We start from the raw sequence: 14,499 nt of genomic DNA, 5'->3' as shown, positions 1-14,499 counted from the left end.
GAATGAATTCGGATACAGATTTCTCGGGAAAAAAGGTTCTCGTCGTCGGCGGATCGAGCGGTATCGGAAACGGTATTGCGCATGGGTTTCGCTCGCGAGGCGCGAGCGTCCACGTCTGGGGCACCCGCGAGACAGCAGCGGATTATAATCCGGCCGACGGCTCCGACCTCGAAGGGCTGGGTTACAGCTGCGTCAATGTCGGCGATCCTGATGCGATCGAGGCGGCCGATTTGCCCTTTGATGGTCTCGACGTGCTTGTACTTTGCCAAGGCACCGTCGTCTACCGGCGCGGCGAGTTCGAACGAGAGGGCTGGGACCATGTCATGGCAGTCAATCTCGACAGCCTCATGCATTGCGCTCGCAAGTTCCGGGACCAGCTTTCGCAGGCTCGTGGATCGATCATCGTGGTCAGTTCGATCAGCGGATTGAAGGCCAATATCGGTAATCCGGCCTACGCCGCGTCCAAGGCCGGAGCGATCAGCCTGACCAAAACCCTGGGGCAAGCCTATGCGCGCGACGGAATCCGGGTGAACGGACTGGCGCCGGGTCTGGTCGATACCAAACTGACCAAGGTCACGACCGAGAATCCTGAGCGCCTTCAGGGCGCGATTGCATCGATCCCCCAGCAGCGTGTGGGCACGCCTGAAGACATGGCGGGTGCAGCCATCTTCCTCGCATCGCCCCTCGCTTCCTACGTCACCGGCCACACCCTCGTGGTCGATGGCGGTCTCTCGCTTTAAGGAAAGGTCTCACATGATTTTCGAATATACCGACAAGGTCGCCGATCTCTTGGCGCGGGTCGAAGCCTTCATGGACGAACACGTCTATCCGAACGAGCAGACCTATTACGATTTCGTCCATGATCCCGCCAACCAGTGGCAGGAATGGCCCGGCATGGAAGCGCTCAAGGACAAAGCGCGAGCAGAAGGCCTGTGGAACCTGTTCCTCCCGCACGATTACGGCGAGTTCTCCCCTGGCCTCACCAACCTCGAATATGCTCCCCTCGCAGAAGCGATGGGCCGCGTGCCCTTCGCCAGCCAAGTCTTCAACTGCTCCGCGCCGGATACCGGCAACATGGAGGTTCTCGCCAAATACGGCTCGCCCGAACAGCAGGATCGCTGGTTGCGGCCACTGCTCGATGGCACAATCCGCTCGGCCTATGTCATGACCGAGCCGCAGGTAGCCTCGTCTGATGCGACCAATCTCGAGCTGTCGATCACGCCCGACGGGGACGACTACGTTCTCAACGGCCGGAAGTGGTGGATTTCCAACGCGATGCATCCCCGCTGCAAGATCTGGATCGTCATGGGCAAGACCGACTTCAACGCCCCACGCCATGCCCAGCACTCGCAGATCCTGGTCGAGCCGGACACGCCCGGCATTACCATCGTCCGGCACCTGACGGTATTCGGCTCGCACAACTCGCCGGGCGGCGAATGCGAACTGCGGTTCGAGAACGTACGCGTGCCTAAGGAGAACATGATCCTTGGCCCCGGCCGCGGGTTCGAGATTGCCCAAGGCCGGCTTGGGCCGGGCCGCATCCACCACTGCATGCGTTCGATCGGTCAAGCCCAGCGCGCGCTGGAAATCATGGCCCGCCGTGCAGACAGCCGCGTCGCATTCGGCAAGAAGCTGGCCGACCAGTCCTCGATCAGGCAGGACGTTGCGAAGAGCTTCTGCGAAGTCGAGATGGCACGCCTACTGACGCTCAAGGCGGCCGATGCGATGGATCGCCATGGTAACAAGGTTGCGAAGGACCTGATTGCAGCCATCAAGGTCGTTGCTCCGCAAATGGCGCAGACCGTTTGCGATCGTGCGATCCAGGTGCATGGCGGCATGGGCGTTTCGGGTGACACGCCGATTGCGAGCTTCTTTACGCTCAACCGCTTTGTACGCATCGCTGACGGTCCGGACGAAGTTCACATGAGCCAGCTCGGCAAGCAGAAGATCGCCGAATACGTGTCGGCAAACCAGCGCTGAGACTGAAAGGGGAAAACCGATGAAGGCACTGCGGTATTATGGCGCCGAGGACATTCGCTATGAAAGCATGGATGATCCGACTCCGCAGTCAGACCGGGACGCGATCGTAAAGGTCGACGCCTGCGCCATCTGCGGCAGTGACCTCCACATCTATCACGGGCACGGATTCTCGAAGGATGTCGGCTTCTGCGTCGGCCACGAAGCCGTGGGCGAAGTAGTTGAAACCGGCAAAGGCGTGTCGAGCCTGAAGGTCGGTGATAAGGTCATGATCCCTGCCGCAGTCGGCTGCGGATCCTGCCGCTCCTGCCTCGCAGGCGTGGTCAACCTATGCGAATACGGCCTGGGTTCCTGTTATGGTCTGTCGGCGGACCTGCAGGGATCGCAAGCCGAGGCAGTGCGCGTGCCCGCGGCGGACTTCAACGCGGTACCGATTCCGGAAGGAGTCTCGAGCGAGCAGGCGCTCTTGATGACCGATGCGCTCGCAACAGCATGGTTCGGCGTCCGCAACGGAGATGTCGGTCCTGGAAGTAGTGTTGCGATCATCGGGCTTGGGCCGATCGGCCTGATGGCAGTCGAAAGCGCCTTCGTCATGGGTGCGCATGTTGTTTACGCGATCGACCCGGTGCCAGAGCGGCGCGCGCTTGCTGAAGCGGCCGGAGCCATCGCGCTCCATCCAGCCGATGCGATCGAAATCGTGAAAGAGCAGACGAAGGGCCGAAGGCTCGACAGCGCAATCGAGGTAGTGGGGCGCGACGAAACGGTCGATTTGGCGCTACGCCTAGTCAGGCCGCGCGGGACGGTATCAGTGATCGGCGTACAACAGTCTCGTCGTTATGCCTTCCCTCTCGAACGGTTCTTCGCCGCGGGTCTGACCTTCCGTGCAGGCACTTGCTCGGTTCCGGAGGAACTGCCGACGCTGTTCCCGTTGGTTCAATCGGGCCGCCTGAAACCCGAGAAGTATATTAGTCACCGTCTACCGCTCAGCGAGGGAGTAGACGCCTATCGCCTCTTCGACTCTCGCGATCACGGCGCACTCAAGATGGTTTTGACGCCGGACTGACAAGATTGGAATAAGCGAACTTTCCCGACAGCAACGATCGCCTTATCTCGACGTTCAACGTGCTCGATCCTGCATTGCCAGGTCGCTTTAAGCTCGGGTGAAGAAACCCACTTTCAAACTTAAATTGCTTAGTGGAACAGCTGGAATTGGGCCGAAAGCAGAATGGCTGCTTTTGCCCGTTCGATTGTCGAAGCGGATCTTCGGTTTACGACCTAAGAGCGAAAGTTCGATCTTTTTGCACAAACTTCGGGTTATGTGCGAACGCTCGAATGATCGGTCAGCCTTAATCGGCCAGGGGGTTCTCAAATTTGAAGACTGAAGAAATCAGCTTCATTGACGAAGTTAGGATTGATCGCCGCAGCCTGCTGGCATCGAGAGATGACAAGACGTTGTCGATTGAACCAAAGGTCATGGACTTTATCTGGGTCCTCGGGCTCCAGCCACAGATAACCTGGACGCGCGATGAGTTGATCGACAAAATATGGGGAGCCGAGGGAGGAAGCGATGAGTCTTTGACACGGCTCGCTAGCCAAGCGCGCAAGTGCTTTCGTAGTCTCGGTATCAAGAGACCTCTGATCAAGACCGTCTATCGCATCGGTTACCGTCTCGACGCGAGGATAGCAGAGGAGCTTTCAGACGAGCGAAATGCGAGTCTAAAGTCAGGCACGGCTCGCGAATTGTATCGGCCGAATTGGAAGATCGCGGTTCTCAATTTCGAAAGCGACTTGGATGCTCCAGCCGAGAGATACCTAGTAGAGGGCTGGTCCCGGGACCTGACACGGCTACTTTCCTGCGTGCCGCAGTTCTTTGTCGCTCCTTACAGTTCTTCGTCCCTATTCAACCTGGCCGTTAATACGGCAGCAGAGATTTCTGATGGGCTCGATGTCGAGTTTATCATAGCAGGGACCATTCGACGGTTTGGCCAAAATGTGCGGCTGCGGGTTGACCTTATCGACGGCAAGAATGGAATGCTTGTCTGGAGCGAACGCTACGACGCAGATCTAGACGATTTCTTCGAGGTGCAGGCAGAATGCACGATCGCTGTATCGACTGCGATCTCAACTGGCCTGAAGTTGGAGGCGCCTCCGTTCAAGATTTCCAGTCGGCCCTTCAACGATGAAGTCTACCAACTGCTCCAGCAGGCCGAAAAACTGCGCATGCGTTATTCAAGGACGGCCGCGGTAAAGATCACGAGACTGCTTCGCGATGCAGTCAATATAGAACCAGAAAATGCGATTGCCTTGGGCCAACTTGCGGTCCAGCTCAGCCAAAATCTGGTGAGCCAATGGAGCGCAGATCGGGATGAGACCGCACAAGAGGCGAGTAGGTTGATCCAAACCGCAATGCGCCTAGATCCGCAGAACCCGGACGTCTTGTCTTCTGCGGGGATCGTTTCAGCAATGCTCCACAGGCCTGCAGACGCCATCAAATTTCTTTCCATGGCATGCTCAATCAATCCTAACGATCCGCATGCCTCGGCTGTACTGGGTTGGCAGATTTGCCTACTTCATAATGAGCCCGAGGGTCTGGAGCTGATCGAAAAAGCCGAGCGCATGGCGCCCCATCATCCGCGTTTTGGGTTGTGGGCCACATATCGCGGTACCGCCTGCCTGTTCATGCTCGATTACGCGCAGGCAGTTCCTATTTGCCGTGAAGCCATGCTCCGCACGCCTAACTATTATCAACCGTTGCTGACTTCCGCCTGGGCGGAACTGGGGGCCGGCAACAGGGACGCTGCGCTTGAACTCATCCAGGAAGTCGCGAGGTCGGATTCTCCTGGCGTAGTCTCGAACTTCGTTTCCGAAATGAAGCAATGGTCTGCCAATTCTCCAAATCGGAGACATTGTCACGATGTCCTGAATGGGCTTCTCGAACTCTCGGCTTAGGCCATTGGAAAAACCGCTTAGTTTCTCGCGGTCATGCTCTCTCCACCGACAAGAACCCGAATTTCCATTCCATCATATTTCCATCAGGACTGACGCCGCGAAAAAATCCTAGCCTTCCGGCAGATGTCGTTCGCGGCCACGCATGCATCCCATGTTGTGATCTCGGAGGGCCAAACTAGTCCGCTGGGGGGATATTATGAACACTATTTCGAGTCTCGTTAAGGGAAACCTCCTAACATCGACAACGTTGCAACCTGCGGAGCCACGCACCTTGATCGCACGCTCCTTGGCGCTTCCGCTTGCTATCGCTTTCGGCAGTCTGCTGGGCACCAGCGCCAACGCGCAGCAGACGGTCGCGCTGGGCGATGCAACCATTTCGACCTGCTCGTTCGGGCAGACAAGCGCGCCAGATAAGGCCTGTTACACAGAGGTACGCACTTTCGAGATTGCGCCAAATGACAGTGCCGCAATCTCTAGCCTGCTTGCCGAAAGAGGTTGGCGGCTGGCTACACCGGAAGAAGTTGCCGCGGCGTGGGAAAACCTGGGTCTCGATACGACGTCATTTTACAAGATGTCGGACGGCCGTTTCGCTGTGCCGTCTCAAAACGGCATTGGGGCCGTATTTCAAAGAGGTGTAAACTTCCGCGATCCTGGCGTGGCGACGTTCGCGAAAGGCATTTTCTATGTCGACGCGCGGGCTCCGATCCAACCGTCGGTTGTCACTGCGGAAGCAACCATCACCCCGGATGCGCCAACAGCGAAGCTGGATGCTCAAAACACAACCCAACAGAGCAATGGCTGCCCCGCAGGCCAAAACGTGGTGGAAATGAATGGCCAACTGGTTTGCTCCACACCAATCACGCTTTCCGGCCCCGCCAATGATTCCGCTCCAATCGCAATCTCGCAAGATGGTCCGATACCGCAGCAATTCTTTACCGATCAAGCGGCGGATCGTTGCGCTGATCCAGGAAATTTCATGCTGGATGGATGGAACACAAATGAACGCCCAGTGCTAGAGGAAGCTGCGCGTACACTTTTTCCAAGGCTTGGATGGGCGGACTCATCGACCTCAATGACCAGATTGATCAGTGCGCTGCAATCCGATCCGGACGTTCGCTGGCAGTTTGCGCCATTTATGATTGATGCTGCGTGGAAAGCCCTTACCGTCCCCAACCCGACTGGTGCCCAGAGGGGCTTCAAGAGCCGTTTCGAAACCTGGGCGGGGTGCGACAAGAACCTGACGGCCCGGCGCAATGTAGGTCGCTGGAATCAGGCAATGGGCCGCTCGATCGACGCGTCTATCAACGGCGTCAGTGTTGAATGGATTGATCCAAACCCTAGTTATCGCCCGGCCACGCTGGGCGTCCTGAACGACACAGGGCCAAGTATCGGATCAACAGGCTATGACGTCACGAACGATGGAAACCCGATGTACATCGGCGCCAAAGGCCGTGCAGCATTGCAGGCCTTACTCAAGCCTATCTCCTTGCAGACATTGCCAGACCTTGACGACATGGAGGGGCTTCGCCTGCTCCATGCCAGTAGCCCAACGTTCAGCTTTGCGGGAGAGGCCGCATTCGGAGTAACCGCGCTTTCTGGTCTAATCAGTTCGATGGGCATCAACAATAAAGCCTTCGATTTTGTGCTGGGAGGCAAGAGTAGAATCCTGACCCAACAAGCAAAACTCGCGGGGAAACGAGGCGGTGACTTAGGGAAACAATGGACCCAAACCTATGTAGATGACGCATTATCAAAAGGGAAATCACTTACCCAGGCTAAGGCGGAAGCAGCCATAGAATGGGCGAAGAAAGGCGTCGATGATGTAGGCAAGGCCGCTGCAAAGAAGACGGGTTCGTCGCTCGCAGATGACGCGTTGCGCGGTACGGTGCAGAACCTTAGTGACGACGCGTTACGCCAAGTGGCAACGCGCTGGGGCAGCGAATCTGGCAAAAGGCTGCTCCAGTTGACCGGGAGGCAGATTACCCCGAGGTTTCTGGCGTCAGCCGCTGGTCCGGTATTGTCAGGCGTCTCGCTGTTCGCATCAGTATTTGGCGAAAAGCTAGCTGATTTCGTAAAGACGGCGGACTATGAAGCTGCACTTCTGCGCGACATAAAGACATATGAGCCACTGAATGTAGCTGAATTGCTGGGCCCAAATCCTGATGAAGCCCGGCAGGTTGCTGTGGCATCACTGATGATGAAGATGCTTGTGGCTGAACCGGCTGACCGGAACAAATTGACATTGGCAGTGCCGGGTCTTGTTTGCGCCATGGGCTATTATGACGCTGGCGACGCATGTATCAGAGATGTCGAATTCTACGCTCTGGCCAATGTCTCGATCGAACGGGCAAATGAAATCGCCAGACAGAATGGGTGGGCTCTGGCAGAGGGATCAGACGTCATTCTCGCTTGGGAAGCGGGCAAGCTGGACACCTACTCCTTCGGCATGCTGGATGACGGACGCTTCGCGGTTCCAGTTCAGCGCGACTATCCGAATTTCAGTAAGGGTCACAACGTTGGAGCATCAGGTGGAAACCAAGGTTTCTTCTACGTGCAAGACTTTGTCAGTCCAGCGATAGCTAAAGGCGGCGCAACCTACATCCAGAACGGAGCTGATCTAGAAAAATTCATTGTTTACGAGAACACGTTCCAGGCCAATGCAAATACAACTGGCCCAGGGAACCATTTCGCATCTTGGAGCTTCGAAAAGGTCGCAGGAGGTGACGAACATTATCGTATTTTCAGCACTGCTATGGGCGGTAAAAATTATATCACAAGTGGTCTGACAGTGGCGGTGGCAGGCTCCGACAACGTTTGGAAAGTTATAAAGGCTGATGAAACATTCTATCGAGTGCAGTCTGTTTCGAAGCCGCATCAATATCTAACATTGGATAACGGCCGTCTTGAGCTGGATCATGTTGCGCCAAACGAAAAAGCAGCATTATGGCATATTTCTTTGCCACCCGGGGAAGCGAGCTTTGCTTATCAGCCGAACGAGTTTTCTCCCGTTCCCGGATTCGTACGGCTTCAGAACCAGTGGTATAAGAATCTTTATATCAACAACGAAGGGCAGCAATTATCACTTGGGGAAATACAGCCGAATTGGTGGAGCGCTATGTGGAAAAAGATCCCGACAGTCGCGGGCTTTTTCTTGCTCCAGAACCGCTATCGTCCAACCGAATACCTCCACATTCAGAATGGCAAACTTGAACTAGGACCAATCGCTGGGGGAGAGCCGTGGTGGAGCGCCCAATGGAGAGAGGTTCCAACTGGCGATGGTTGGGTTCAGATTCAAAACCGCTGGAAAACAGACCACTATCTGAACAATTCGAGTGGTCCGACCGGTACGCTTGAAGCGATTCCAGTTCAGCCAAACTGGGCAAGCGCCAAATGGAAAGTTAAGTGAGGGTGGCAAAGTTTGGGGCAACACAATCCTTCGGGAATGCCAAATGGTTGCCCTTTCGAACCAAGTCCATGATTCCTCTCGTTACCGTTTTCGTTTTAGCTGCAAGTGCGGTTGCGAGCTCCAGTTCGGATGCGCAAAATCCAACAGCTTCCTTTAAGGAAGCAGCGCTCGAAGCCCACAACATAGAGCGCGATGAATTTGGTAGTCCGCCGCTTCAATGGAGCGAAAAACTGGCGGCTGAAGCTCAAATCTGGGCTGAAACCCTCGCGAGCGAAGGACGGATGCGGCATGCTTCCAATGACGAACGCGTTGGCGCTGGCGAGAATCTCTGGATGGGGCCCTCCGGCGTCTTTTCGGCCCATGTCATCGTAGGAACCTTCATCGCCGAAAAGCGCCATTTTGCTCCAGGGGTGTTTCCCAACATCACATCGACCGGAAAATGGCGCGATGTCGGACATTATTCGCAAGTGGTGTGGCCCGAAACGCAAGAGCTAGGCTGCGCGGTGGGACGCAACGACACGAACGAGTTCTGGGTTTGCCGATACTGGCCGGCCGGGAACAAATACGGCGTTGACCTTAAGCCGGCGCAGCAGAGTGAGATAGCGAGGTAGACATTTGGGCAAGCGTCAGCTTTGCGCCCCAAATTTGGTTGTTCAATCGAGCATCTCGGATGTCCGCTTTCCACCCAATCTCAGACGATAGAATCATGGCGATCGCCTCCTGAAAGCGGTCGTTCGGCTTTGGGGTCATTGGACACCGACCCTGAACGTCCAATATTGGGGCGCAATGCAGAAGTCCCCATCGGTCCCAAATCTAAATTGGGACCGAAGGGCTAGCTGACTGGCTGACGCAGTTGCTCGTCGATAATTGCCGATATGTCATTTGCTGCCTGCAGCATCGGCTGGTTCGCCAAGTGGGCATACCGCGCAGTTGTCTGGACTTGGGTGTGGCCTAGCAGCTTCCCAATCATCGGTAGGCTCTGGCCATTGCTGACAGCGACCGAAGCGAAGGTGTGGCGCAGGTCATGTATGCGCGCGTTCTTTAAGCCGGCCCGGCCACGTAGACGCTGCCAGAATGGCTGTAGGTCTGTGAGGTGTGCGCCTTCGTTGCGCCCAACGATCACCCAAGGGTTGGCGCTAACTCGCTCGATCTTGAACAAGACATCGATTGCAGCGTCGCCAAGATGAACTTCTTTCGCGCCAGTTTTGCTGTCCGGGAGCCGGAGCAATTTCGCGTCGAAGTCTACATGTTCCCAACGAAGGCGCATGATCTCGCCAAGCCTGCAGCCAGTAAAGAGAAGCAGTCGCACCGCTGCGATCGCAGATGGTAGCTCAATGCGTTCCGCTTCCATCTCCGAGAGCACACGACCAATGGCGCGCAGCTCTGCCTCTGAAAAATACCTCTCTCGCTTCTTTTCCGGGTACTTCTTGATGTGTTTGCGGGGGTTGGTGCCGTCTGGCCGAAGGCCCCAGAGCTCGGCCAGATTGAACATCTTCGAGATGATCTCGATGTTCCTATTTGCCTGATAAGGGCGATGCCTCCAGTCATGATGATACTTGGCTATATCAGCCCTGGTCACATCGATGATCCGAAGGTGCCCGATCGCGGGAAGGATGAAGAGCTTCAGATTGCGGCGGTACTCTTTGGCCGTGCTTGCTTTCAGGTGGACCTCGATGTGTTCTTCGTCAAAGCGTTGGGCGAGTTCACGAACTGTAAGCGCGGATCGCTTTTCTCGTTTTTGGAGTTGCGGATCGATGTCCTGTCGGATCTTGACCAGAGCCTCTAGTGCCAATCCTCTAGCCTGGTCTGGAGTAATCGCACCGACCCGTCCGAGGCTCATTCTTCGGGACGTCTTACCGAAGCGATATTGCAGGACAAACTGTTTACGTCCCGTTGGGAAAACGCGGATGCCGAAGCCTGACAGCTCTGGGTCCCATACGAAGTAGTCTCTGTCTTGAACCTCGAGCGCTTCGATTTGCCTCTTGGTCAACTTTGCCATTCCAGCCTCCTGTTACCAGCGGCGGCTGCGCGGCTCGATCCGTAAGCAAATAGGAAGCAGGCGGGAGCGAAGCCTAGCGAAACCGTGCGTAGACACACAGTCGCCAGACGATCACGCAGTCAACCTAACATGCTGAGAAATAGGAGATAAAGGTGCTTATGGGTATCTAGGCGTAGTTACGCAACAGAGCCCTCATAACCTGAAGGTCGTTGGTTCAAATCCAACCCCCGCAACCACCGACCCATTCATTCATGACAATAGTTCAGCCCCACTGGCTTCAGTGGGGTTTTTGGCGTTTCCTGTCCTGACGCAAGCGTGTTTAGGTACGACGTGGCCATCCCAAGCGGCCACGTTCAATCCCAATCCAGTTATTCCAGCACCGGCCTACAGCGACTGACCATCGTCGATCGTCAAGGTTGCGCCTGTGACATATCGCGCAGCGTCGGAAGCCAGGAAGACCGCCGCATTATCGAGCGCATCGAGATCCATGATGCGCCGCCTGTGCCAGCCTTCGATCTGGCGTTTGCCGCCTTCGCTATCGAACCAGCCATCGGTGAGTTCCGTCTTGATATAGCCGGGCTGGATCGTGTTGACGTTGATGCCCTGGCGCACCCACTCACGTGCAAATTGCCGCCCAAGATGCGCGACGGCGGCTTTGCTGGCAGCATATGCCGCATCGCCCTGGTTGGTCATTTCGGCAGTGATCGATCCGATCAGGATCATCCGGCCGTTTTCCCGTTCCCTGCTCCCCGTTTCGATCAGGCGACGCGCACCCTCGCGCACCGTCAGGTAGAGACCTTTGAGGTTGGTATCGAAAACACTCGCAATATCCTCGGCCGGCAAGTCGGTCGATCGACCCGGTTTCGTGATGCCGGCGTTGGCGATGACGGTGTCTATTGTTCCCAATGCCTCTTCCGCAGAATCGAACGCCGCGGCGACCGACGCCGGATCGACAACATCCATGGCCACCGGGTGCACTGTTCCCCCGGACGAGCGAAGTTCTTCAGCCAGCCGTTCGATCCGTTTCACACGCCTTGCAGCGAGAACGACCTGCGCGCCATGCGCCACGAAGGCCTTCGCCAGTTGCTCGCCAATTCCGGAGGATGCGCCGGTGATCAAAGCGGTTCTGCCGGCAAGGGTGTTCTCTAGAAACAAACCGAATCTCCCAAAATTCTTGTTTGGCGGCATTCATGCATCGCCGGACGGTTCGAACAAGATCGAATCCGAGAAAAGGCGATCGACGACGTCTTCTTCGAGCCCAAGGATATCATGTGCAATTTCCCTGGAATGCTCACCCATCAGCGGTGCCGGCCTGGCCGGGGCGAGGGCGAATTTCGACAAATTGACTGGAGCACGATTGCTTGCAACGGCGCAGGCATAGCCATGGAGACATGGCGGCCATCGAGCGATATGAGCAATGGATGGCCCGCCTGCTCCTGTTCAATAAACCTTACGGTGTGCTGTCGCAGTTCACCGACCGTGGATCGCCGACGGCTCGCCCGACACTTTCGGACTTCGTGCCTGTCAAAGGTGTCTATCCTGCAGGGAGGCTCGACCGGGATAGCGAGGGCCTGCTGCTGCTGTGCGACGACGGGCGCTTGCAGGCCCGGATTTCCGATCCGCGTTTCAAGATGCCCAAGACCTACCTCGTGCAGGTCGAAGGCGATCCGGGGGAAGAAAATCTGGAGCCCTTGCGTAAAGGGGTTCGGCTCAAGGATGGCATGACCCTGCCGGCCGAGGCCACTCGCATTGAAGACCCAGGGCTTTGGCTGCGCGATCCGCCGATACGCGAACGCAAGTCGATCCCTGACAATTGGTTGAAGATCACGATCCGTGAGGGTCGCAATCGCCAGGTTCGCCGCATGACGGCGGCGATCGGCTTTCCGACACTCAGGCTGGTACGTTGGTCGATCGGAGACTGGACCGTTGCGGGGATCGCCCCCGGCGAGTTCAAGGAGATCTCTGTCTAGTCGCGCCCTGAAGTTCGTATAAAGGCTGATCGACAGGACCTCGATTCCCGATGAATTACCGCCATTCCTTCCATGCTGGAAACAGCGCCGATGTCGTGAAGCATAGCTTGCTGATCGCGCTCGTCAGCGCATTGCAGCAAAAGCCGGGTGCGCTGACATTGATCGACACCCACGCCGGCTGCGGCCTTTATGACCTCCGTGGCGATGACGCCCAACGCACCGGCGAAGCAGAAGGGGGCGTCGTGCGTGTCCTTGCCGACAACAACCCCCTGCTCGACGAATACCGCCGCCTTGTCCGGGCGGTGAATGGCGATGGCGAGTCGCATCTCTCTCCAGGCTCGCCGCGGATACTGTCCCAGCTATTGCGGCCGCAGGATTCCCTGATCCTCAATGAAAAGCATCCCGAGGATGCCAAGACCTTGCGCGCCGTGATGCGCGGTACACCTGCTGCCGTGCACGAGCGCGATGCCTACGAGCTGTGGCTGGCCTTGCTGCCGACGCGCACATCGCGTGGTGTGGTGGTGGTCGATCCGCCGTATGAGCAGACCGACGAACGTGCCCGCATCACAGCCACTCTCGGCTCAGCCATGCGCAAGTGGGCACATGGCGTGACGGTAATCTGGTATCCGTTGAAGGACCGTCCAACGCATGTTCGCTGGAAACAGCAATTGCGCAGGCTGGGCATTCCGAAACTCCTGAACGTCGAGCACTGGCTTTACGACACCGATCAGCCGGGCATCTTCAACGGTTCGGGCCTCTTCATCGTCAATCCGCCCTATGCGTTCACGCAGGCGCTACCTCCTCTCCTCGAAGCCCTTCGCGCCGCAATTGCGCCGGAAGGACATCGGGGTGACATTACCGAGGAATGGCTGGGTCGATAGGCCGGACGAGCGCGGTCGAACCCCCACTCCCTCGCTCAGGGTTAGATCCGTTGAGCGCCTGCAGCTTTGACAGCTTCAATCGTCGGATAGCCGTTCACAGCCATCAGCAGGTCCGCTTCGGCGAGGATCGAATTGAGGACATGAGCCGCGCCGGCCGCGCCGCCGATCGCGAGGCCATAAGTATAGGGCCTTCCTATCCCCACGGCTGTCGCACCGAGCGCGAGCGCCTTTACCACATCCGAACCTGACCGGACTCCGCTGTCGAACAGCACGGGCGTGGATCCTGCGCCCTTCACCACATCGGGCAGCATGTCGATCGCGGCTATACCGCCGTTCGCCTGACGGCCCCCGTGGTTCGAGCAATAGATTGCATCGACGCCAAGGTCCGCGGCCTTGCGCGCATCGTCATGATGGCAAATGCCCTTGAGGACCAGCGGCAGCTTGGTCCGTTCCCGGAACCAGCGGATGTCATCCCAGGTCAGCACTTTGCCGAAAGTTGCCGCCCACATGCCGATCGCGGCGGCCGGGTCCTCTTCCGGCGGCCGGTCGAGCAGGCTGCGGAAAACGGGATCGGAGAAGTAATTCTGCAGGACCTTGCCGCGCAGCTGCGGGAAATTGGACGTGTTGAGGTCGCGGGGGCGCCAGCCGGTGACCCATGTATCGAGGGTGATGACGAGCGCCTTGTAACCGACATTTTCGGCTCGGCTGATCAGGCTTTCGGCCAGGCCATCGTGCTTGGGGGTGTAAAGCTGGAAGAACCCCGGGCAATCGCCGGCAGCTTCCGCGACCTCTTCCATCGGACTGTTCGACAGCGTCGATGCACAGAACGGAACGCCGGTGAGTGCGGATGCCTTGGCGGCCGCGATGTCGCCGAGCTTGTCCTGCGAGGTTTCGCCATTGGTGCCTATGGGGGCCATGAAGATGGGTGAATTGAACGTTATCCCGAACAGCTCGACAGAAAGATCGCGGCTCTTGCTGTTGACCATCATGCGCGGCACCATGCCCCAGTGGTGGAATGCACCTGCATTGCTTTGCTGGGTGTGTTCGTCACCGCATCCCCCCTGGATATAATTGAGCAGGGAAGGGGAGAGCGCCCGTTCGGCCCGTTGTTCGAGTGTCCGGAAATCGACCGGATATTCCGGCAGGATACCTGACAGGCCTGCATTGTAGATCGCATTCTGCATATCGCCGAAGTGCGCCATTGGCGTATCTCCCATTCGCTTTTTCGTTTTAGGGCCCTATCGCTGGGGCGACAGAAACCGACCAGGCACTCTAGTCCGAAATCGCCCGGTACCAAGAGCCGAAAAAAACTACTGG

General features: G+C 57.2%; 11 protein-coding genes. 8 read left to right on the top strand and 3 right to left on the bottom strand.

Annotation, left to right across the window (positions count from 1 at the left end; translation table 11 throughout):
- Nucleotides 1-2: 2 nt before the first annotated feature.
- The 6 genes from AMC99_RS10220 (at nt 3) to AMC99_RS10195 (ending at nt 8,943) form a co-directional block, all read left to right on the top strand.
- Nucleotides 3-740, top strand: a complete 738-nt coding sequence (locus AMC99_RS10220; protein WP_061926252.1) for an SDR family NAD(P)-dependent oxidoreductase — start codon at nt 3-5, stop codon at nt 738-740.
- Between the two features lie 13 nt (nt 741-753).
- A complete protein-coding gene (locus tag AMC99_RS10215; protein WP_061926250.1) occupies nt 754-1,980 on the top strand; it encodes an acyl-CoA dehydrogenase family protein in 1,227 nt (408 codons plus the stop codon).
- A gap of 19 nt (nt 1,981-1,999) precedes the next feature.
- On the top strand, nt 2,000-3,040 hold the full coding sequence (locus AMC99_RS10210; protein WP_061926248.1) for an alcohol dehydrogenase family protein: 1,041 nt from the start codon (nt 2,000-2,002) through the stop codon (nt 3,038-3,040).
- Between the two features lie 308 nt (nt 3,041-3,348).
- Nucleotides 3,349-4,926: a winged helix-turn-helix domain-containing protein gene (locus tag AMC99_RS10205; protein WP_061926246.1), complete on the top strand. Its 1,578-nt coding sequence runs from the start codon at nt 3,349-3,351 to the stop codon at nt 4,924-4,926.
- A 286-nt stretch (nt 4,927-5,212) separates the two neighbouring features.
- On the top strand, nt 5,213-8,332 hold the full coding sequence (locus tag AMC99_RS10200) for an RICIN domain-containing protein (protein ID WP_157058301.1): 3,120 nt from the start codon (nt 5,213-5,215) through the stop codon (nt 8,330-8,332).
- A 68-nt stretch (nt 8,333-8,400) separates the two neighbouring features.
- A complete protein-coding gene (locus tag AMC99_RS10195) occupies nt 8,401-8,943 on the top strand; it encodes a CAP domain-containing protein (protein ID WP_061926241.1) in 543 nt (180 codons plus the stop codon).
- A gap of 221 nt (nt 8,944-9,164) precedes the next feature.
- Here AMC99_RS10195 and AMC99_RS10190 read toward each other — a convergent pair whose 3' ends face one another.
- Together AMC99_RS10190 and AMC99_RS10185 are read right to left on the bottom strand one after the other, a co-directional pair.
- On the bottom strand, nt 9,165-10,331 hold the full coding sequence (locus AMC99_RS10190) for a tyrosine-type recombinase/integrase (RefSeq protein ID WP_061926240.1): 1,167 nt from the start codon (nt 10,329-10,331) through the stop codon (nt 9,165-9,167).
- A 384-nt stretch (nt 10,332-10,715) separates the two neighbouring features.
- Complete coding sequence (locus AMC99_RS10185; protein WP_232301381.1) at nt 10,716-11,450, bottom strand: SDR family NAD(P)-dependent oxidoreductase; 735 nt, start codon at nt 11,448-11,450, stop codon at nt 10,716-10,718.
- 302 nt (nt 11,451-11,752) lie between these two features.
- Here AMC99_RS10185 and AMC99_RS10180 point away from each other — a divergent pair, with 302 nt between their 5' ends.
- The gene (locus AMC99_RS10180; RefSeq protein ID WP_061927924.1) at nt 11,753-12,301 is read left to right on the top strand and encodes a pseudouridine synthase; all 549 of its coding nucleotides are present in this window, start codon (nt 11,753-11,755) and stop codon (nt 12,299-12,301) included.
- 50 nt (nt 12,302-12,351) lie between these two features.
- Entirely contained in the window at nt 12,352-13,182 is an 831-nt protein-coding gene (locus AMC99_RS10175) for a 23S rRNA (adenine(2030)-N(6))-methyltransferase RlmJ (protein ID WP_061926236.1), read from the top strand.
- Nucleotides 13,183-13,223: 41 nt separating this feature from the next.
- Here AMC99_RS10175 and AMC99_RS10170 read toward each other — a convergent pair whose 3' ends face one another.
- On the bottom strand, nt 13,224-14,399 hold the full coding sequence (locus tag AMC99_RS10170) for an alpha-hydroxy-acid oxidizing protein (RefSeq protein WP_232301379.1): 1,176 nt from the start codon (nt 14,397-14,399) through the stop codon (nt 13,224-13,226).
- Nucleotides 14,400-14,499: the final 100 nt, after the last annotated feature.

This window comes from Altererythrobacter epoxidivorans (assembly GCF_001281485.1).
Lineage (GTDB): Bacteria > Pseudomonadota > Alphaproteobacteria > Sphingomonadales > Sphingomonadaceae > Erythrobacter > Erythrobacter epoxidivorans.
This window is presented reverse-complemented; position numbering and strand designations above follow the sequence as displayed.